Origin of the sequence: Herbidospora sp. NBRC 101105, assembly GCF_030269205.1 — a bacterium.
Classification (GTDB): domain Bacteria; phylum Actinomycetota; class Actinomycetes; order Streptosporangiales; family Streptosporangiaceae; genus Herbidospora; species Herbidospora solisilvae.
The window spans coordinates 84648-104415 of record NZ_BSSX01000010.1; the positions used below are offsets into that span (position 1 = coordinate 84648).

At 70.8% G+C, this 19768-nt stretch carries 18 protein-coding genes and 2 tRNA genes; 12 read left to right on the top strand and 8 right to left on the bottom strand.

Annotated elements, in window-relative coordinates; genetic code table 11:
* Positions 1-262: 262 nt before the first annotated feature.
* Positions 263-1468: a cysteine desulfurase-like protein gene (locus tag QSK34_RS35190; protein ID WP_285590796.1), complete on the bottom strand. Its 1206-nt coding sequence runs from the start codon at positions 1466-1468 to the stop codon at positions 263-265.
* 396 nt (positions 1469-1864) lie between these two features.
* Here QSK34_RS35190 and QSK34_RS35195 point away from each other — a divergent pair, with 396 nt between their 5' ends.
* On the top strand, positions 1865-2362 hold the full coding sequence (locus QSK34_RS35195; protein ID WP_285590798.1) for an SUKH-3 domain-containing protein: 498 nt from the start codon (positions 1865-1867) through the stop codon (positions 2360-2362).
* Between the two features lie 304 nt (positions 2363-2666).
* Here QSK34_RS35195 and QSK34_RS35200 read toward each other — a convergent pair whose 3' ends face one another.
* The 3 genes from QSK34_RS35200 to QSK34_RS35210 all read right to left on the bottom strand — a co-directional run bounded on the left by QSK34_RS35200 (position 2667) and on the right by QSK34_RS35210 (position 4149).
* Complete coding sequence (locus QSK34_RS35200) at positions 2667-3368, bottom strand: pentapeptide repeat-containing protein (RefSeq protein WP_285590800.1); 702 nt, start codon at positions 3366-3368, stop codon at positions 2667-2669.
* Positions 3369-3989: 621 nt separating this feature from the next.
* Positions 3990-4064 (bottom strand) — tRNA-Val (locus QSK34_RS35205).
* Between the two features lie 13 nt (positions 4065-4077).
* Positions 4078-4149 (bottom strand) — tRNA-Gly (locus tag QSK34_RS35210).
* A 122-nt stretch (positions 4150-4271) separates the two neighbouring features.
* Between QSK34_RS35210 and hutH the strand changes: the two genes are divergently transcribed.
* Positions 4272-5807: a histidine ammonia-lyase gene (hutH, locus tag QSK34_RS35215; protein WP_285590802.1), complete on the top strand. Its 1536-nt coding sequence runs from the start codon at positions 4272-4274 to the stop codon at positions 5805-5807.
* A 60-nt stretch (positions 5808-5867) separates the two neighbouring features.
* Here the strand turns inward: hutH and QSK34_RS35220 are convergent, their stop codons facing one another.
* Both QSK34_RS35220 and QSK34_RS35225 read right to left on the bottom strand, forming a co-directional pair.
* Positions 5868-6257 (bottom strand): RidA family protein, encoded by a 390-nt coding sequence (locus QSK34_RS35220; protein WP_285590804.1) that lies wholly within the window; start codon positions 6255-6257, stop codon positions 5868-5870.
* Entirely contained in the window at positions 6254-7048 is a 795-nt protein-coding gene (locus QSK34_RS35225; RefSeq protein WP_285590806.1) for an NAD(P)-dependent oxidoreductase, read from the bottom strand. Before QSK34_RS35225 ends, QSK34_RS35220 begins: the two co-directional genes overlap by 4 nt.
* A 127-nt stretch (positions 7049-7175) precedes the next feature.
* Between QSK34_RS35225 and QSK34_RS35230 the strand changes: the two genes are divergently transcribed.
* Genes QSK34_RS35230 through QSK34_RS35245 form a run of 4 tightly spaced genes read left to right on the top strand, consistent with a single transcriptional unit; the run spans position 7176 to position 10533 of the window.
* Positions 7176-8117, top strand: coding sequence for a LysR family transcriptional regulator (locus tag QSK34_RS35230; protein ID WP_285590808.1), 942 nt, complete (start codon positions 7176-7178; stop codon positions 8115-8117).
* Positions 8069-9067 carry a chorismate-binding protein gene (locus QSK34_RS35235; protein WP_161483808.1) on the top strand — a complete coding sequence of 333 codons (999 nt, stop codon included), beginning with the start codon at positions 8069-8071 and terminating at the stop codon, positions 9065-9067. The genes QSK34_RS35230 and QSK34_RS35235 overlap by 49 nt, the downstream gene beginning before the upstream one ends.
* A 9-nt stretch (positions 9068-9076) precedes the next feature.
* Entirely contained in the window at positions 9077-9910 is an 834-nt protein-coding gene (locus QSK34_RS35240) for an aminotransferase class IV (protein ID WP_285590810.1), read from the top strand.
* The gene (locus QSK34_RS35245; RefSeq protein WP_285590812.1) at positions 9907-10533 is read left to right on the top strand and encodes a DUF305 domain-containing protein; all 627 of its coding nucleotides are present in this window, start codon (positions 9907-9909) and stop codon (positions 10531-10533) included. The genes QSK34_RS35240 and QSK34_RS35245 overlap by 4 nt, the downstream gene beginning before the upstream one ends.
* On the opposite strand, the gene QSK34_RS35250 is transcribed toward QSK34_RS35245, so the two are convergent.
* Positions 10530-11237, bottom strand: coding sequence for an NUDIX hydrolase (locus QSK34_RS35250; RefSeq protein WP_285590814.1), 708 nt, complete (start codon positions 11235-11237; stop codon positions 10530-10532). The genes QSK34_RS35245 and QSK34_RS35250 overlap by 4 nt on opposite strands.
* 80 nt (positions 11238-11317) lie before the next feature.
* On the opposite strand from QSK34_RS35250, the gene QSK34_RS35255 reads away from it, so the two are divergent.
* Together QSK34_RS35255 and QSK34_RS35260 are read left to right on the top strand one after the other, a co-directional pair.
* On the top strand, positions 11318-13015 hold the full coding sequence (locus tag QSK34_RS35255) for an AbeC-like domain-containing protein (protein ID WP_285590816.1): 1698 nt from the start codon (positions 11318-11320) through the stop codon (positions 13013-13015).
* Positions 13012-13842 (top strand): 5'-methylthioadenosine/S-adenosylhomocysteine nucleosidase family protein, encoded by an 831-nt coding sequence (locus QSK34_RS35260; protein WP_285590818.1) that lies wholly within the window; start codon positions 13012-13014, stop codon positions 13840-13842. The genes QSK34_RS35255 and QSK34_RS35260 overlap by 4 nt, the downstream gene beginning before the upstream one ends.
* An 11-nt stretch (positions 13843-13853) precedes the next feature.
* Here the strand turns inward: QSK34_RS35260 and QSK34_RS35265 are convergent, their stop codons facing one another.
* Positions 13854-14543, bottom strand: a complete 690-nt coding sequence (locus QSK34_RS35265; RefSeq protein ID WP_285590820.1) for a sulfotransferase family protein — start codon at positions 14541-14543, stop codon at positions 13854-13856.
* Positions 14544-14633: 90 nt separating this feature from the next.
* Between QSK34_RS35265 and QSK34_RS35270 the strand changes: the two genes are divergently transcribed.
* Genes QSK34_RS35270 through QSK34_RS35285 form a run of 4 tightly spaced genes read left to right on the top strand, consistent with a single transcriptional unit; the run spans position 14634 to position 19764 of the window.
* Positions 14634-15983, top strand: a complete 1350-nt coding sequence (locus QSK34_RS35270; protein ID WP_285590822.1) for a class I adenylate-forming enzyme family protein — start codon at positions 14634-14636, stop codon at positions 15981-15983.
* Between the two features lie 24 nt (positions 15984-16007).
* Positions 16008-17513, top strand: coding sequence for an NAD(P)-binding domain-containing protein (locus tag QSK34_RS35275; RefSeq protein WP_285590824.1), 1506 nt, complete (start codon positions 16008-16010; stop codon positions 17511-17513).
* The gene (locus QSK34_RS35280) at positions 17513-18517 is read left to right on the top strand and encodes an alpha-hydroxy acid oxidase (protein WP_285590826.1); all 1005 of its coding nucleotides are present in this window, start codon (positions 17513-17515) and stop codon (positions 18515-18517) included. The genes QSK34_RS35275 and QSK34_RS35280 overlap by 1 nt, the downstream gene beginning before the upstream one ends.
* Positions 18511-19764 carry a cytochrome P450 gene (locus tag QSK34_RS35285; RefSeq protein ID WP_285590828.1) on the top strand — a complete coding sequence of 418 codons (1254 nt, stop codon included), beginning with the start codon at positions 18511-18513 and terminating at the stop codon, positions 19762-19764. The genes QSK34_RS35280 and QSK34_RS35285 overlap by 7 nt, the downstream gene beginning before the upstream one ends.
* Positions 19765-19768 lie beyond the last annotated feature (4 nt).

Below are 19768 nucleotides of genomic sequence, written 5' to 3' on the forward strand. Positions count from 1 at the left end.
CCGGGCAGCAGAGGCCGACGCGCGATCCATACGAATGCCGGCGGGTGAAACGGGGAGCCCTGAATCCTTACTGGAAATCAATCGAGCGAAGCGAAAGCCTTGGACGTAGTCGCAGGCGACGGGACTGTTTACACCACAGTGGGGCAGTCCACCGGTGGCACCCCCGACTGTCAGGCATCGGGAACCGGTTGGTCATCGGGCTTCCAAACGCTCGATACGGGCCAGGCGCCAAATTGTTCGGCGCTCGACCTGACGCCGCCAGTCAGCCGGTCAGGTCGTCCAGGGCGTTGAGCAGGCGGTCCACGTCCGACCTGTCGTTGTAGTGCACCAGCCCGGCCCGCACGCCCGACCCGGCGTCGCGGATGCCGAAGGCCTGGGTGAGCTCCCAGGCGTAGCAGTGCCCATCCCACACGTTGACCTCGCGAGCGGCCAGATGCTCGGCCACCTGGCGCGGCGTGTATCCGGCGACGGTGAAGAACGCGGTGGCCGTACGCCGCCCGGGCGAGCCGACCAGCCCGACGCCGGGCAGCGCGGACAACCCCTTGAGCAGGTGGGCGAGCTCGGCCTGCTCGTGGGCTTCGACCGCCGCCATCGAGGCGAGCAGCCGCTCCCGCCGGGTGCCGGTCGCGTCCGGGTCCAGCCCGGCCAGATGGTCGACCGCGGCGGCCACCCCCGCCAGGTCGGCGAAGGGCAGCGTGCCCGTTTCGAACCGGTCCGGCACCTGCGCCGGCGAGGAGGCGAGCTTGTCCGGCGAGAGCCGTTCGAGCAGCTCAGGCCGGGCGACGACAGCGCCGATGTGCGGCCCGGACCACTTGTAGGCGCTCGTCGCGTAGAAGTCCGCGCCGAGGGCGACCATGTCGATCGGGCCGTGCGGGGTGGCGTGCACACCGTCGACGTAGGTCAGCGCGCCGACGGCATGGGCCCGCTCGGTGATCCGCCGGACGTCGGGCATGGTGCCCAGGATGTTGCTGGCCGCGGTGACCGCGACCAGCTTCGTCCGGTCGGTCACCAGTTCGTCGTACTGCCCGGCCGGCAGTTCCCCGCTCGGCACCTCGACGTCCGCCCACCGGACCCGCGCCCCGGCCCGGGCGGCGGCCTGCACCCAGGGCCGCACGTTCGCGTCGTGATCGAGCCGGGACACCACGATCTCGTCGTCCGGCCCCCAGTCCTTCGCCAGGGCGTAGGCGAACCGGTAGGTCAAAGTGGTCATGTTCGGCCCGAACACCACACCACCCGCATCACCGCCGACCAGGTCCGCCACGGCCCGCCGCGCCCGCAAGACGATCTCGTCCGACCGCGCGCTGGCCGGGAAGGCGCCGTGCGTGTTGCCGATGCCCTCGGCATAGGCGGTGGCGATGGCCTCGATCACCGGCCGGGGCACCTGAGTGCCCGCGGCGGCGTCCAGCCAGGCGTATCCGTCAGAGAGGGCGGGATAAAGCGCGCGAATCCGCGCGATGTCGAGGCTCATGCCACCACAGTCTCCCGAATCACCTGCCGGACGGTAAGAGGCCCTCGGTACCCAGCCCGCTGCGATGGGCTGGTCGACGTCCATCTCTGGAGAGAGCAAGGGTTTGTCCCGACCGTGTGGCGTCCAGAGGTGAGGGCAGTTCATCGACCTCCAGAGCAACCGCCCACCTGGAACTGTGTGTCGGGTTCCCCCGTGGCCAACGGACGTCACCCTCGCCGGGAGCGGGGCGATGCGTCAGCCTGGCCGATGACATCCACGTTCCGTATCGGAGCGTCTTAAGGCCTCTTCGTCCGTCGTGAGCTGCCCCAGTTCGCCGTCCGATACCGAACCGGCTCAGCCGCCACGGGTAAGGTGGCCCGCTCCTGCGGCCGACTACTCAGAATCCGGGATTGACCGATGTCCATGATTTGCTTCGACCGGCTTGGTGAGGACGTGCTCGGGGCGCTTGTCGCGGCCGGATGGAGTCCAGAGAGGAAGGTCGACGCCGGTCAATGGGTGAGGCCATTGACCGGCGAAGGGTACCGAGCCCATCCGTTGGCAGAAGAGATCCTCGCGGCGGTGGGAGGGCTCTCGATCGAGCCTGTCAATATGGTCGGTCCGAACTTCACCAATGACGAGCCCTACAATTTTGACCCCATTGCCGCTGGGTCGGGGCAGCGCAGCCTGGCGGCAGAGGTAGAGGGTGTTCTCGGTGGGAACTTTTTCCCTATCGGCGAATGGCTGAGCTACTCAAGCGTGTTCGTCGAAGCCGGAGGCATGGTGATCGCTACTGGTATGGGATGGATCTGGAAACTTGGTTCCACCTTCGAGGAATCCCTGGAGCTGGCAGTCTGCGCAAATCGCCCATTGCTCTGCCTGCACTCCGATCCGGGCCGCGATCCTGGGCCGTCCTGATATCCATTAGTCAATCCAAGCCCTGATCGCGTTCACGACAGTAGTTGACGCAACGGCGGCAGACGAGGTGGCGCCCGCCGCCGCCTGCTGCCACGGGCGGCGAGCGCGTGGCCGCGCAGGTTGATGACGTCGAACCGAGGGCGGAACTAGCCGTGGCCGCGCGGGATGGACGGTCAGCTTCGGCCCTGCCACCCGCCAGGCCTTGCTTCGACCACATCAAGGCGACGTGGACCGACCTGCGCCCCGCCGGCCTGCGCTGACGGAACGGACGGAGGCGGCCCGCTGCGGGACCCGGCCTCCGGCTTCACGCCGTGATGATCGACAGCAGTCGCTGAGCGTAATCCGGTGAGAGGCGCTTGGTCAGGAATGAGGTCGCGATGAACAGGTCACGCTGGCCGGCCGCCGTCTCGTCGAGGAGGACACCGGTCACGATCGACGCCTCATCCCGGTCCGGCTTGGAGGTCCAGGTGGCGATGTCCTTCATCGCCTCGGTGAGGATCCCGGCCGCCTGCCGCAGCAGGAGGAACCCGTCTCCGCCGGGGAGATGCTGGGCGTCGAGGTCGACACCTCCCCGGAAACCGACCTCGCGCAGTTCGGCGCCGGAGAAATCATTGCCCGTGAATCGGTTGCGGGTCCGCAGGAGCCGGTCGTCGAGCAGGTCGGGCGTGGCGCTGAAGGTGACCGACTTCAGCAGACCGGTGAAGGTGCAGTCGATGAATTCGGCCTCCAGCGACATCATGTCCGTGATCTGCACGCCGTTGAACACGCAGGAGATGAACGACGCGCGGCCCGGTGACACCCGCTTGAGCCGCGCGCCGCTGAAGTCGCACTCCAGGTATTCGGTGGGAAGCACGCCCGCCCCCAGCGACCCGCCGCGGAGAACGGCTCTGGTGAAGTCGCACCGCGTCAGCCTGCTGCCCTCGCCGATGACGAGATCGGTCAGCTTCTGCCCGCCGAAATCGCCCCCGTCGAGATCGACACCGAGAATGACCCTGGGATGTCTCATGGTTCTTCCAGTTCCACGGGAAGTGGTGCTCGACCGGCCCCTCGGCATTGCGGCGGCGCTGCGATAAAGAACGTATGCCACGGTTGTTCTTGTTGCCGAGGTGGTTTGCGGAGACTCGCTCGGCTGGTCAATTCCACGTACACCTAGTTCTTGGTGTCATAGAAGTCCGGACCCTTGCTCGCCTTGTAGTGAAGTGCCGCCCTCAGGGTGAACGGCGGCGTAATCGCCGACAGTTGAGGGCTGTATCGGCGGGCTCTCACCAGCTCGACAGGAGTGTGGGATGGCGACCAGCAGGACCCACAAGGTGGAGATTCGCAAGCGCATCCTGACGCCTGAGATGCCTTCCTCTCGCACTGCCCGCATATAAGCGAAGCGACCAATCAATCGAGCGAAGCGAGAGCCGACCGAGCGAAGCGAGGCCGTTGCAGGGAGCGCGAGGGGCGGAGCCCTTCGCACGGAGCAAAGCGACCCAGAGCGACGCGATGACAGGCCGCGACAGCGGCCGGGGGGAGCGCGAGGGGGCGAAGCCCTCTCGTGTCGGGGGGCTCGGGGGGTCGTCCCCCCGTATAAAGGAAGGAGACCCGCGAAGCGCCAAAGCGCGACCGCAGGTCTCCCGTCTCCTGGTGGACGATACAGGGATTGAACCTGTGACCTCTTCCGTGTCAGGGAAGCGCTCTCCCGCTGAGCTAATCGTCCAAGCAAACTTCCGAGCGGAAGACGGGATTCGAACCCGCGACCCTCACCTTGGCAAGGTGATGCTCTACCCCTGAGCCACTTCCGCGTGTGCTTCCCGGTTCCCCGGGCCACGCAGAGAACACTAGCGAATCTTCGCCCGACCCCCAAATCGATAGGACACGTAAGGAGCTAACATGCTCCACGATAGTGACATCCTGAGGGAGCACCATGAGCGAAGTCGTGCCGATCGGAGACCTGACCTTCGAGGACGTCGTCCACGTAGCCCGTCAAGGCGCCCAGGTCACCCTGACCGAGGACGCCATAGCCGAGATGGCCGCGGCCAGAGGCCGCATCGAAGAGCTCGCAGAGGGAGACACCCCTGCCTACGGCGTCTCCACGGGCTTCGGCGCCCTGGCCACGAGGCACATCGATCCGGAACTCCGGGCCCAGCTTCAGCGCAGCCTGATCCGCTCCCACGCCGCCGGCAACGGCCCCGAGGTCGAGACCGAGGTCGTCAGGGCCCTCATGCTGCTGAGGCTGCGCACCCTCGCCACCGGTCACACGGGAGTCCGGCCCGAGACGGCCAAGGTCCTTGAAGACCTCCTCAACGCCAAGATCACCCCGGTCGTCCACGAACACGGCTCTCTCGGCTGCTCCGGCGACCTCGCCCCGCTCTCTCACGTCGCTCTCACGATCATGGGCGAAGGCCAGGTCAGAGATGCGAAGGGCACGCTCAGGCCCACCGGTGAGGCCCTCAAGGAGGCCGGCATCGAGCCGGTCGAGCTGGCCGCCAAGGAAGGGCTGGCGCTCATCAACGGCACCGACGGCATGCTCGGCATGCTGATCCTCGCCCTCGCCGACCTGCGCAACCTGCTCAAGACCGCGGACGTCTCCGCCGCGATGTCGGTCGAGGCGCTGCTCGGCACCGACGCCGTCTTCGCCGACGACCTGCAGAGGCTCCGGCCCCACCCGGGTCAGCGGGCCTCCGCCGCCAACCTCCGGGCGCTGCTCCGGGACTCGGGGATCATGGCGTCCCACCGCGACGGGTCCTGCACCCGCGTCCAGGACGCCTACTCGCTGCGCTGCGCGCCCCAGGTCGCCGGCGCGGCGCGGGACACCGCCGACCACGCCGCGCTCGTCGCCGGGAGGGAGCTCCAGTCGGCCATCGACAACCCCGTCGTCCTTCGCGACGGGCGGGTCGAGTCGAACGGGAACTTCCACGGCGCGCCCGTCGGCTACGTCCTCGACTTCCTCGCGATCGCGGTGGCCGACGTCGCGTCGATGGCCGAGCGGCGGACCGACCGCATGCTCGACGTCGCGCGCAACCACGGCCTGCCCGCGTTCCTGGCCCACGATCCGGGCGTCGACTCGGGGCACATGATCGCCCAGTACACCCAGGCGGCCATCGTCTCCGAGCTCAAGCGGCTGGCCGTGCCGGCGAGCGTCGACTCGATCCCGTCGTCGGCGATGCAGGAGGACCACGTCTCCATGGGCTGGTCGGCCGCGCGGAAGCTGCGCACGGCGATCGACGGGCTGACCCGGGTGCTCGCCATCGAGACGCTCACCGCCGCCCGCGCGCTCGACCTTCGCGCGCCGCACCGGCCCGCGCCGGGGACCGGCGCGGCGCTGGCGCTGTTGCGGGAGTCGGTGGCGGGGCCCGGTCCTGACCGGTTCCTCGCGCCCGAGATCGAGGCGGTCGTGCGGCTGATCTCCTCGGGCGCGCTGGTCGAGGCGGTGGAGAAGGTCACCGGCCCACTTTCCTAGTTACGGCTCCGCCTGCCCCGGCCCCTCCCGCCGTCTCCGCTCCTCACGGCGAGAAGGCGCTCACCGGCCGCTTCCGGCGAGGTCGGCGACGAGTTCGACCTCGACCACCAGGCCCGGCATGAACAACCGCGACACCTCGACGGTCGTGCTGGCGGGCGGGGGAGACGGCATATAGCGCCCACGCACCGCGGCGTGGTCGAGCAGGCCGTCCATGTCGGTGAGGAAGGTCCGGATGTGCACGACGTCCTCGAAGGTGCCCCCTTGATCTTCGAGGATCAGCCGGAGGTTTTCGTACACGACCTCCGACTGTCTCGTCATGTCGCCGGGCCCGACGACCTCGCCGGAGGCGTCGACGGCGACCTGGCCGGAGACGAACAGCAGGTCTCCGGTCCGGGCCGCGTGGGAGTAGCGGCCGTTGGTGGGCGGGACGGTGGGCGGGTTCAGCTTCACGGCAGTTCCAGCAGGGCGGGCACGATGCCGGTGACGTCGCCCTCGCCGTGCCCGGCCTCGGCGGCCTGGGCGTAGCGGTCGCGGGCGGCGGCGGCCAGGGTCTGCACCTCGCCGGGCCCTTCGGTCGCGAGCGTGAGGTCCTTGGCGGCGAGGGCCAGCTTGAACCGCGTCTCCGGCACGCCCTCCTCGACCACCGGCCGCAGCCGTTCGCCGGCGGCGCCGAGCAGGGTCGCTTCGAGCAGGTCGAAGTAGTCGTCGGCCGACAGGCCCAGCCGCCGCACGTAGGCGAGGTTCTCGGCCAGCAGGACCTGAACCGAGAGCTGCCCGGCCATCACGGCGAGCTTCATCTTCGCGCCGGAGCCGAGCTCCCCGTAGTGGTGGACGACGCCGAACACCCCCAGCACGTCCCTGACCCGTTCGACGTCGGCGGCGTCGCCCCCGGCGATCACGCGCAGCTTGCCCTCGGCGGCGGGGCCGACCGTGCCGAGCACGGGCGCGTCCACGAGCCGGACGTCGTCGGGCAACTGGGTGCGCACCTCGGCCACGGCGTCGGGCCCGATGGTGGACATCTCCACCCAGATCGTCCCGGCCGACAGGCCCGGCTTCGCGGCCTCGACGACCTCGGCCACGGCGGCGGGGTTGGCCAGCATCGAGATGACGATCGGGGCGCCCGCCACCGCCTCGGCGGGCGAGCCGGCCACGGCCGCGCCGTCGAGCTCCTTGCGCGTGCGGTTCCACACGGTCACCTTCTGGCCCGCGGCGACGAGGCGGCGGGCCATGGGGGAACCCATGTTCCCCAATCCCAGAAAAGCGATCACATTTCGACCCTAGCCCCTGCCCAAGGCATTCCACCAGCGCGTACATTTCATGGAAGCCATGCGGTCACGGAATACCAAAGCCCGAAGAACAGGAGCTTGAGTGTTCGACACCGACGCCCTGCGCCTGATCGACGCGGTGGCCCGGCTGGGTTCCTTCACGGCGGCGGCCGTGGAGCTCCAGTACACGCAGTCGGCCGTCTCGCGGCGCGTCGCGGCGCTGGAGTCCCGCGCGGGCGGCCCGCTCTTCGAGCGGCTGCCCCGGGGCGTGCGCCTCACTCCCGCCGGCGCCACCCTCCACCGGCACACCCGTGAGGTGCTCGAACGCCTCCAGCGGGCCGAGGAGGAGTTGGCCGCCGTGCACCGGGGGACCGGCGGGCGGCTGCGCGTGGGCGCGTTCGCGACCGCCAACGCCGCGCTGGTCCCGGCGGCGCTGAAGGACTACCGGGCCGCCTTCCCCGGCGTCGACACCACCCTCATCGAGGGCATGACCGGCCACCTCGTCGAGCGGCTCGACCAGGGCGCCATCGACGTGGCCGTGGTCAGCGACTACCCGGCCGGGCTCGACGCGCCGCCCTCGATCACGCTCGAACCGCTGCTGGAGGAGGAGTTCCTCGTCGGCCTGCCCGCCGGCCACCGGCTCGCCGGCCGGGCCGAGATCGACCTGCGCGACCTGCGCGACGACAACTGGATCGAGGGCGCCCGCCCAGGGCAGGGCCTCATGCTCGCCGCCGCGTGCGCCGCCGCCGGGTTCGCCCCGAGGGTCGGCATGCGCGTGGGGGAGTGGACGGCCAAGCTCGGCTTCGTCGCCGCCGGGCTGGGCGTCACCCTCGTCCCGGCCCTGGCCACCCAGGGCATGCGGCCCGACCTGGTGCTGCGCCCGATCGCCGCGAACGCGCCACGACGGACCGTGTTCGCGGCGCTGCCCCGCGTGGCGCTGCCCGCGGCACGGGAGCTGACGCGAGTGCTCGCGGAGGCCGCTGGGAGAATGGCCGGATGCACGACGCCTTCGCCCACGTCGCGGGCCGTCTGGCCACCGGCCTGAGCGACGTCGCCACCGATCTGGCCGCCCTGGATGAGGGCGGCTGGTGGGCGGTCGTGGTGGAGTTCGAGGGCAAGGTCACCCTGGCCCGCTTCGACGACGTCCGCCCCGCCCCGCTGCCCGCCCCCAGCGGCCCCTGGATCGGCCCGCGCCGCTCCGAGTGGCGCTCCTCCCTCGACCGGGCCGGCTACGAGGCGGGCGTGCGGGCCATCCGCGACCACATCGAGCGGGGCGAGGTCTACCAGGCCAACCTCTGCCGGGTGTTGTCGGCGCCGCTCACCCATCGGAGCGACCCGCTGGCGCTGGCCGGGCTGCTGGCCGAGGGCAACCCGGCCCCCCACTCGGCGGTGATCCACGTGCCGGGGCTGACCGTGGTGTCGGCCTCGCCGGAGCTCTACCTGGGGCGCAGCGGCCCGGTGATCACCTCGCGGCCGATCAAGGGGACCGGGGAGACCTACGCCGACCTGCTGGAGAAGGACTACGCCGAGAACGTGATGATCGTCGACCTGGTCCGCAACGACCTCGGGATCGTCGCCGACGTCGGCTCGGTGACGGTGCCCGAGCTGCTGGCCGTGGAGGAGCATCCCGGGCTGGTGCACCTCGTGTCGACCGTCCAGGCGACCACCCGGAGATCGTGGCCGGAGATATTCGCCGCGACGTTCCCGCCCGGTTCCGTCACGGGTGCGCCGAAATCGTCCGCGCTGAGCATCATCAATGCGCTCGAACCAGCGCCCCGGGGGCCATACTGTGGGGCGGTGGGCTGGGTCGACGCCGATCGGCGCGAGGCCGCCCTGGCGGTGGGCATCCGCACCTTCTGGATCACCGGTGAGGAGATCCGCTTCGGCACCGGTGCCGGCATCACATGGGGCTCCGACCCCGGGCACGAATGGCGCGAGACGGAGCTGAAGGCGTCCCGGCTCATCGCGCTCGCATCCCGCTCAGACGAAGGGTAGAAGTCTCACATGGCGGTTCCCATCTGGGTCAACGGCGACCTGATCGCTCCGGAGAAGGCGGTCGTGTCCGTCTTCGACCACGGGCTCATGGTCGGCGACGGCGTCTTCGAGACGATCAAGGTGACGAACGGCGAGGTCTTCGCCCTCACCCGCCACCTCGACCGCCTCGCCCTCTCGGCCAAGCGCATGGACCTCCCCGAACCCGACACGAAGGCCATCGCCGACGGCGTACGGGAGACCGTCGCGGCGGCGCCGAAGTGGCCGCTGGGCCGCATCCGCATCACCTACACCAGCGGTCCCGGCCCGCTGGGCAGCGACCGCGGCTCCGAGGGCACCAACACGATCATCATCGTCGGCGAGCAGAAGCCGTTCCCGGCCACCGCCGACGTGGTCGTCGTCCCGTGGCCCCGCAACGAGCGCGGCGCGCTGACCGGCGTGAAGTCGACGTCTTACGGCGACAACGCCAAGGCCCTGGCCTACGCCAAGGAGCGCGGCGGCGGCGAGGCCATCTTCGAGAACCTGGCCGGCAACCTCTGCGAGGGCACCGGCAGCAACATCTTCATCGTCAGCGGCGGCCGCCTGATCACCCCGACCCTGTCGTCGGGCTGCCTGGCCGGCGTCACCCGCGCCCTGGCCCTGGAGTGGTACCCCGACGCCGTCGAGGAAGACGTCCCGCTCGCCGCCCTCTACGACGCCGAAGAGGCCTTCCTGACCTCGACGACCCGCGACATCCAGCCGATCGGCCTCGTCGACGGCAAGGCCCTGCCGGTCGGCCCCGGCCCGGTCACCCGCGCGGCGATGGAGGCCTTCGCGGCCCGCTCGGCCGACGACCTCGACCCGTGAGACGTGCCGTCTTAGCGGCCATCGCCCTGGCGACGGTGGCCGCCTGCACCCCCGGCGCGGACGACCCGCGCCCGGTGGTGGCCGGATCGGGCCCGCCGGTGATCCTGCCCGGCGCCCCCGGCGAGAGCGGCGCCGTCGCGACCCCCGGCCAGACCCTCGGCACCTACGCCGCCGACGTGGCCGCCGCCGACGTGCGGTTCGCCGAGGGCATGATCGGCCACCATCGGCAGGCCCTGGAGATGACCGGCCTGGTCCCCGACCGCGCCGAAGACCAGCAGGTCAGAGCCCTGGCCGACCGGATCGCGGCCGCCCAGCGCCCCGAGATCGGCGTCCTGTCCGGCTGGCTGACCCGCCTCGGCCGCCAGGTCCCCGCGGGCCACGCCCACACCACCGGCTACGGCATGGCCTCGCTGGAGGAGATGAACGACCTGCGGTCGGCGCGCGGGCAGGCGTTCGACCGCCTGTTCCTGACGCTGATGATCCGCCACCACGAGGGGGCGGTGACGATGGCGGGGGAGCAGTTGAAGGGCGGCCGCGACCAGCTGATGCGGACGCTGGCCTTCGACATCGTGACGGGCCAGCAGATCGAGATCGGCCGGATGCGGTCGATGCTCGCGAGCTAGGGTTCGTCGGTGGCCGTCCGCAGCAACGGCGGGATCAGCAGTGTCGCCGGACCGCGCGTGTAGAGGGCGGCCGGACGTCCCACGTCGGGAAACCGCCGCTCGCCCGTCGGCACGATGAATCCCGCGGTGTTCGTGACCTTGCGGCGGAAGTTGCTCGGGTCGAGTCGCTGACCCCACACCGCCTCGTAGACATGCCGGAGGTCGGCCACGGTGAAGGGCTCCCGGCAGAAGGCGGCCCCCGCCGTCGTGTGCTCGAGGCGTGCCCGCGCCGATTCGAGGCAGTCACGCAGGATCTCCGCGTGGTCGAAGGCCAGTTCGGTGGCCAGCGCCTGCTCGACCGGCACCCATCGCGCGGCCGCCGCGTCGGTCCCCGCGATCGGGAGCGGTAGATCGGGGCCGAGCGCGAGGTAGGCGATCGTGATGACCCGTCCGCGAGGATCCCGTCCGGGCTCGCTGTAGGCCCGAAGCTGCTCGAGGGTGACGTCACAAGCCAGCAGGCCGGTTTCCTCGGCGAGTTCCCGGTACGCCGCACCCTCGAGGGTCTCGCCGTCGCGGACGAATCCACCTGGGAGCGCCGGGCGGCCCAGGTATGGCGGGTTGCCCCGGTCTATCAGCAGGATGTGCAGCTCGCCTGAGCGAACGGTAAGGATCACCAGATCGGCGGTCACCCGGATGTAGGGCCGGGGCAGGCGGGTCACGGTCATCGCCACACAGTACCGGTAATGGTCAACTTGACCCAAAGTAGCTCCTCCTTTATGGTCGGCTTGACCTAAAGGAGGTCGGAATGCGCACCCTCCGCTTGGACACCGCGACCCGCCACCTTTGCGCGGGCGTCTACCTCGACCGGACGTTCCGCATCAAGGTCCTGCACAAGGTGCACAACGACACCCGGCACATGATCGCGCCCTCCTACGGGTTCAACCTTGTGCCCGTCATCCGGCATGCCTGGCGTGCCTGGTTCCTGGAACACGCGCAACATGTCGCTGTCGTGCTGACACTCTCGGTCGGCTTCGCAGCCAACCCGCCGGCCGTGGTCGGCGTCGGATGCGTGTTGTGCGTGGTGACGGTGGTCCGGCTGGCCACTCGGCAGGGACGGGAGTTGGCGCGCCGTCAGGCGAAGGCGGCCGCTGACTCCTTCCTCCATCGCACAACCTGGCGGAGCGACACCGAGGCGCTGCGGCAGGCGCGGCGCATCGTCCGCCTCGGTGGGTGGGCCGTGCTCGGTCTGCTGACCGCGCCCTTCTTGCTGGCGAGCATGCAGGAAGTCCATCCGGAGGCGATGGTGCGGACCACACTGCTGCTGCTCGGGCTCCTCGCCGGTGTCGTCGCCGTCCGGGCGGCGGTCACTCAGTGGTGCATGAACGCCATGCACCACGCCGATCCGCTCGACGACACCCCCACGACAGTGCGACTGGCCGACATCGCCGCGCAGCAGGACCACCCCGTGGTCATCTACCGGCGACCCGAGCCGCCCGACCCGGAGGAGGATGACGAGTTGCGGCTGCCCAGACTGCGCCTCGACGAAGAAGAAGAGGAGTTCTTCGTGGGGGCGGGGCTGCTCGTGCACCGCTGGATGCCCCCACTCGCCATTCAGCTTCATGCCGACGGTGACGGCGAGGAGAAGGTGGAGTTCGCGCGACCCCCTTTCCAGGCCTCCGAACTCGTCACCTACCTACGCGGCGCCATGGCCCCCATCGGTGACGCCGACGACCCGACGTCCCTCCCCGGCTTCCAGATCCGCGACCGCCTCTACGCACCGGAAGACGACGTGGCCCACCGGCCCGCCTGGTTGTGGAAGGGGCTCGACCAGTCGGAGATCGACGCCGCCGTCGACAGCCCCTACGGCGCGCTGCACCACTTTCTGGAGATCAGGACCAGCGCGACCGGCGAGATCGTCACCACGGTCTTCCTGCGCGTCACCGTCAAGGGCCGTACTCTCAGCCTCGACTTCGCGGCGACCGCGCTCACCCGCACGCCTAGGGAGTTCCAGATCCTCGAGGGCCATGCCGAGTCCGGTGGCGGAGCGGTCGTCCGCGCCGTACTGCGAGCGCTGGCGGGGCTCCCGGGGCAGGTCAGTGCGGCGTACCGGCTGGTTCTCGCGCCGTGGACCGTGGTGCGGGCCTGTCTGGCCAGGCGGAACGGGCTGGTCCGGCCGCGCCGGGGCCGCACGGTCGGGCCGGTGGTCAGCATCCGGGCCGAGCGGGCGACTGACTGGGAGAACAAGTCGGCGTTCGACGAGGTCACCATTCAGGACCACGTGAAGTTGATCGAGCTTCGGCTTCTCAACTGCACCGAGACCTTCCTGCGGGGGCGCGGTGTCGACGTGTCGGGCTTCAGCAAGCGCGCGGCCAGCATCATCAACGCCGGAATCCTCAACATGGGCGGACGGGTCGACGTCAAGGACTCCGCCGTCGGGCCCCACTCGCAGTACCGCAACGACGTCCGCGACGACAGCAAGGCCGAAGAAGGAGCGCACGGATGAACAGCGGCATCGCCAATCACGGCGGCACGGTGAACGTGAGTCACAGTGCCGTCGGCCCCAACGCCACCTACCACGCGAGCGGCCGATCCTCCCGTCCCGAACGGCTCGCCGATCTCGGGGTCATCACCATGAAACCGCTGGAGACCCAGGCCGTCCGCGACGAGCTCGGGCTGGTCGCGAGGCGTTCCGCCGGGCTGCACTTCCACGAGGGGACGGTCGACGGGATGCGCGTCGCCGCGCTGCAGACCCTCGCACAGGGCAACCGGTCGGTCATCATGGCCTGCCAGAACCTGCAGCGGATCTTCAACCCGCCGGTGATCGCCCTCACCGGCATCGCCGGGGGCATCCACGAGGACGTCGAGCTCGGCGATGTCGTCATCGCCACCAGCGTCATCTACTACGACCTGCGCAAGCTGACCCCCGACGGGACCCGGCACAGGTCGGACGAGAAGCCGTCGACCGCCCACGTCGTCCACGCCGTCAACCACTTCTTCGTCGAAAAAGGCGAACCGGCGTCGATCTCCGGGTTCCGCGTCCACGGCAGTCCGATCGGTTCCGGGGAGGCGGTGATCGCCGAGGAGAAGTCGGAGATCGTCCGGCATCTTCAGGCCTACAACGACAAGATTCTGGCCGTCGACATGGAGGCGGGCGGGTTCACGCAGGCCTTCTACGAGCAGGCCGGTGACCACACGGCCCAGGGCTGGGTGGTCGTGCGCGGGATCTCCGACCACGCGGGGCCCGACCGGCACTACGGCCACCACGAGGCGGCCGCCAGGAACGCGGCCGTGGTCCTGCGGAAGCTCATGCCCTACCTTCAGTCGGATTGAACGCCGCGATCTCAGCGACCCCGCAGGATCAGCGACAAGGCCCGCCGTGGCCTCTTCGCCTGGAACGCCGCCCGCTCGTTGGCCTGCGGAAACGGCACCTCCGGCACGGGCACCCCCAGGAACCGGCACAGCGGCTCCCACCCCTCCCGGCACTCGAACACCAGCAGCCGGTCGGCCGGGATCGCCGCCCGCACCTCCTCGGCGTGCCGCCGGAACACCGCCACGCAGTGGTCGCGGTCGGCCACCCGCCCGTCGAACACCCGGTCGAAGATCGTGGCCCTCGCCATCCGCGGGTAGAGCGCGAAGTCGGGCGCGCGCCACGCGATCAGCCGGGTCTTCAGCCGCTGCGGCCACGGCTTGGGCGTGCCGGCCTCGATCTCGCGGCGGAAGATGGTCTCCCGGGCGCTGTCGTACCAGCGGCCGGGGTCGCGGACCGTCAGGATCACCTTCGCCGCCGGGTAGTGGGCGGCGAGCTCGCGCCAGTACGAGGCCGCCGGGAAGTCGACCGCCGACCGGTGGCCCGCGAGGATCGTGTCCCAGTCGGCGGAGCGGCCCTCGCCCACGTCGAGCCACTGCCCGACCCGGCGGGGTTCGGCGATGACGGAGGCCATGTGGTAGCACGGGCCGAATCCCAGCAGTTCGAGGGCCGCCTTCAGCGACCTGGTGCCGGTCCGGCCGAATCCCGCGCCGATGACGTCCACGAGCGGCCTCCGCGGGTCTGATCGGGTTCTGATCTCACGGTGGTTGTATCGCGTCCGTCGCCGCTTTCCCAGACCCGAAGGAGACGCGTCATGGTCTTCCCCGCACCGCTGCTGGACCTCCTGCGGGAGGAACCGCGCCGGCCCGTCTTCGAGCACGGCCCGCGCGTCGTCACCCGCGCCGAGCTGCTCGCCATGATCGGCTCGATGGCGGGCGCCCTGGACGCGAAGGGCCTGCGCGGCAGGGCCGTCGCGTTCCGGACCTCGGTCACGCCGGAGGCGTTCGCGGCCCAGATGGCCGCGCACGTCCTGGGCTGCCGGGTGGTGGGCGTGCGGCCGGGCTACTCGAAGGCGCAGCTGGAGCACGTCCTCGCCATGGACGTCGACCACGTCGTCGACGACGCGACCCTGCCGGAGGCCGGGGCGCGCAGCCACCTGACCCCGCTGGGCCGCCCCGGCGACGTCGCAATGCTGGCCTTCACCAGCGGCAGCACCGGACGGCCGAAGGGCTGCGCCCTCACCTACGACGCCCTCGACCGGCACTGGGCCTGGCAGCCCGGCGTGTGGTCGCCGGTCGCCCGGGAGATGGCCGCCGGGTTCGAGCGCTATCTGCTGTTCGGCACGCTGGCGAGCATGGTCGTCTTCGAGTTCCTCGGTCTGGCGCTGCTCGGCGGCGGCACCGTCGTGATCCCGGTGGACCCGGAGTTCCCCCGCGTCTACCGCGACCTCCGCATCACCGGGTCGATCTTCACCGTCCCGCGGCTGACCCAGATCATCGACACCGGCACCGAGCTGCCCGACATGCGCGCCATGATGGTCGGCGGTTCGCCGATCTCCGCGTCCCGGCTGGAGCAGGCGGTGAAGCTGCTCGGGCCGGTCGTCTACCAGGGGTACGGCGCGACGGAGGCCGGGTCGATCTCCATGCTCACCCCCCGCGACCTGCCCGCGAAGGCCGACACCGTCGGCCGCCCCCATCCGATGGTCCAGGTCCGGGCCCATGAGGGCGAGCTGCTGGTCAGCAGCCCCTACCTGATGAGGGACTACTGGAACGGGGAGGAGAACCCGATCGCCGACGGCTGGTACCGGACCGGCGACCTGGGCCACGTCGACGACGACGGCTACATCCACATCGTCGGGCGGGCCCGCGAGGCCGTCATGGTCAACGCCATGGTCGTCTACCTCGGGCCGATCGAACGCGCCCTGGAGAGCCACCCCAGTGTGGAGGAGGCCTACGTCGTCGGCGCCCCCGACCGGGCCACCGGCGAGGCGGCCCACGCGTTCGTCGTCGCCCGGGATCCGGACATCGGGGAGCTGAAGGACCACGTGCGGGAGGAGCTGGGGGCCGACCACGTGCCGGCCACGATCACGGTCATCGAGGAGGTGCCGCTGGCCGCGTCCGGCAAACCTGACAAGAAGGCCTTACTGTCTCTGATCGTTCTCTGAGAATCGCCCGCCAACACTGGGGGCATGCTGGATTACCTGGTGATCGGCGCGGGACCGGCCGGTCTGCAGATGGGATGGTTCCTGAGGGCGGCCGGAAGGTCGTACACGATCATGGAGGCGGGCCCGGAGCCGGGCACGTTCTTCGCGACCTTCCCCCGCCATCGGACCCTCATCTCCATCAACAAGAAGTACAACGGCACCGACGACCCCGAGCTGAACCTGCGGATGGACTGGAACAGCCTGCTGTCCGACGACCCGGAGCTGCTGTTCACCCGCTTCAGCGACCGCTACTTCCCGCACGCCGACGACATGGTGCGCTACCTGGCCCGGTTCGCCGAGGGCCTCGACGTCGTGTACGGCTCCCGCGCGCGTCAGGTCACCAGAACCGACGGCGGCTTCGCCGTCACCGACGACCACGGCGTCGTGCGCACCGCCCGGCGCGTCATCGTCGCCACCGGCGTGAGCAGGGAGAACATCCCGCCCATCCCCGGAATCGAGCAGGCCGAACAGTACGGCGCCGTCTCCGTCGACCCCGCCGACTTCATCGACAAGCGGGTGCTCATCATCGGCAAGGGCAACTCCGCCTTCGAGACCGCCGACAACCTGGTCGAGACCGCCGCCGTCGTCCACGTCGCCGGGCCCCACTCGGTCAAGATGGCCTGGCGCACCCACTACGTCGGCCACCTGCGCGCGGTCAACAACAACTTCCTGGACACCTACCAGCTCAAGTCCCAGAACGCCGTGCTCGACGGCGACGTGCGGCACATCGAGCGCCTCGACGACGGCACCTACCGGGTGACCGTCGCCTTCGTGCGGGCCGACGAGGTCACCAAGGACATCCCCTACGACCGCGTCATCGTCTGCGCCGGCTTCGCCTTCGACCGGTCGATCTTCGACGACACCTGCCGCCCGGCCCTCCACGCCAGCGGCCGGTTCCCGGCCCTCACCCCGGCCTACGAGTCGGTCGACGTCCCCGGCCTCTACTTCGCCGGCACCATCACCCAGTCGCGCGACTTCAAGCGCGGGACCAGCGGCTTCATCCACGGTTTCCGGTACGGCGCCCGCGCCCTCCACCGGATCCTGGAGGAGCGGCACCACGACGTGCCCTGGCCCGCGAAGGAGGTCGGCGCCGACCCGAAGGCGATGGCGCAGGCGGTGCTCGACCGGGTCAACCGCAGCTCGGCCCTGTGGCAGCAGTTCGGCGTGATCGCCGACGTCATCACCCACGACGGCCGCTACCTGGAGGAACGCCCGGTCGACCTGCCGATCGATGGCCCCCACTACACGATCACGCTGGAGTACGGCCCCGGCCACGACCAGGTCGACCCCTTCGACGTGACCGTGGGCCGGATCACCCAGAGCGACGCCGCCCGCGCCGACGAGGGCCACTACCTCCACCCGGTCGTCCGCCACCACCGCCCCGGCGAGGAACCGGCCGTCCACCACGTGACCGAGAACCTGGAGAACGACTGGACCTCCCCGGACGTCCACCTGGAGCCCCTGCGGGCGTTCTTCGCCCGGCGGACCTGATGCCCTCGTACGAGGCCGTGGCGAGGCAGCGCCTCCCGAAGGCCCACTACGACTACTTCGCCGGCGGGGCCGGCGACGAGAGCGCCGTCCACGAGAACGAGGCGGCGTTCGCCCGGCTGCGGCTGGCCCCCCGCGTGTTCTGCGGCGTGCGACCCGACCTGGCGGTGACCCTGCCCGGCGGCCGTGCCTCTCTGCCGGTGCTGGTCGCCCCGACCGCCTTCCACCGGCTCGCGCACCCCGACGGCGAGCTGGCGACCGCGCGGGCCGCCGCCGCCGAGGACACCGTCATGATCGTCAGCATGGCCTCGACCACCCCGGTCGAGGCCATCGCGGAGACCGGCGCGACCCTCTGGTTCCAGCTCTACGTGCAGCCCGACATGGCCTTCACCGAGCGCGTCGCCGGCCGGGCGGAGAAGGCGGGCTGCCGGGCCCTCGTCGTCACCGCCGACTCGCCGGTGTTCGGCGTCCGCCCGCGCGACGTCCACAACGGCTTCCACGACCTGCCTGAGGGTCTGGCCTGCGAGAACCTCCGCGAGGGCGACGTGGTGCGGCCGATCGAGTTCTCCCCGGAGATCTCCTGGGCCCATCTCGACCGGCTGCGCGAGGTCACCGGCCTGCCGCTGATCGTGAAGGGCGTCACCCACCCCGACGACGCGCGGACCGCCGTCGCCCACGGGGCCGCGATGGTCATGGTGTCCAACCACGGCGGCCGCCAGCTCGACCGCGTCGCCGCCGCGGTCGACCTGCTGCCGGGGATCGTGGACGCGGTCGGCGGCGCGGTGCCGGTGACGGTCGACGGCGGGGTGCGGCGCGGCACCGACGTCGTGGCCGCCCTCGCGCTCGGGGCCCGCGCGGTGCTGGTCGGGCGGCCGATCCTGTGGGGCCTGGCGGCCGAGGGGGAGCGGGGCGTGCGCGAGGTGCTGCGCCGCCTCCGGGCCGAGATCGAGGTCGCCATGGCCCTGACCGGCGCCCCGCTCGACCGGAGCGTGGTGCGGCGATGCTGATCCTCGTGGCCTTGTTCGTGCTGAGCCTGCCCTGGTGGCTGCCCGGCCGGGTGGTCGCCCTGCGGCTGCTGGTGTTCGAGCGGGTCAACGGCCAGGAGACGGTCGCGGTGCCGGTCGAACGGTTCCGCGAGGTCTACTCCCACCCGGCCGCCTCCGGCCGCAGCCGGGGCGCGGCCCTGTCGGACCTGTTCTGGTACTGGTTGTCCCCGGGGGCCGACATCCACCAGGAGCACCTGGAACCGGGGGAGCGCTACGACGCCGTGGCCGCCGCCACCCGCGGGTTCCTGGCCGTCTCGAAGACCGCGATCGAGGACCTGGCGGTCCGGTGCGCCCGCCGCGCCGCCCCCGCCTACCGGCTGCGCGACCTGGCCATGCCGGTCTGGGCGGAGTTCTCCTACGAGCTCGTCTTCGGCGAGCGGTGCCCGCCCGAGGCCCGCGCCCTGATCGTGGCCAACGCCGACGACGTGGTGACCGCGCTGAAGTGCACCGGCCTGCGGCACATGGACCGCCGCGACCGGCTCACCGCCTACCTCGAAACCCGGCTCGACGACGTCCGGCAGCCGCTCCCCGGCGGCCTGACCCGGCACGAGCAGGCCCTCTACCTGCAGGGCGTCTTCTTCAACACGGCCGTGGTCCAGATGGCCGAGGCGACCGCCCACCTCGGCATGGTGCTGGCCCACCACAAGGAGACGCAGGCGCGGGCCCGTACCGGAGACGACCGCTTCCTCGACCAGGTCATCAACGAGACCTTCCGGCTCTATCCGCTGTTCGGCGTCGCGCACCGCATCACCCGGGGCGACATGCCGGACATCCCGGAGGGCACGGTGCTCTGCTTCAACTATCCCGACTTCCACCGCGCCGGATTCCCCGAGCCCGACCGCTTCGACCCCGCCCGGTTCGAGCACGGCGTGCGCGACCTCAACCACATCCCGTTCGGCATGGCCGCCAACCGGCCCTGCCCGGCCTGGCGCCTGGCGCCGATCGCGCTGCGCGCCGCGTGCCGGGAGCTCCTTTCCCGCTGGGAGCTCTCGTCGTCGGCGCGGCACACCCGCTCCCTGCCCAACCGGGGCCCCTGCCTGCTCACCCCCGCCGGCTCGCAACCGCCCGCCTGGAGACTCCGGGTCATGGCGGTGCGCGACCGGTGGGAGGACGTCTGGCGCAGCCTCGTCCAGCTCGTGCTCGGCGCCTACATGGTCTGGGACGCCCGTCGCCAGGCCCTCTGCGCCCGCCACTTCGGAGACAGGTGATCAC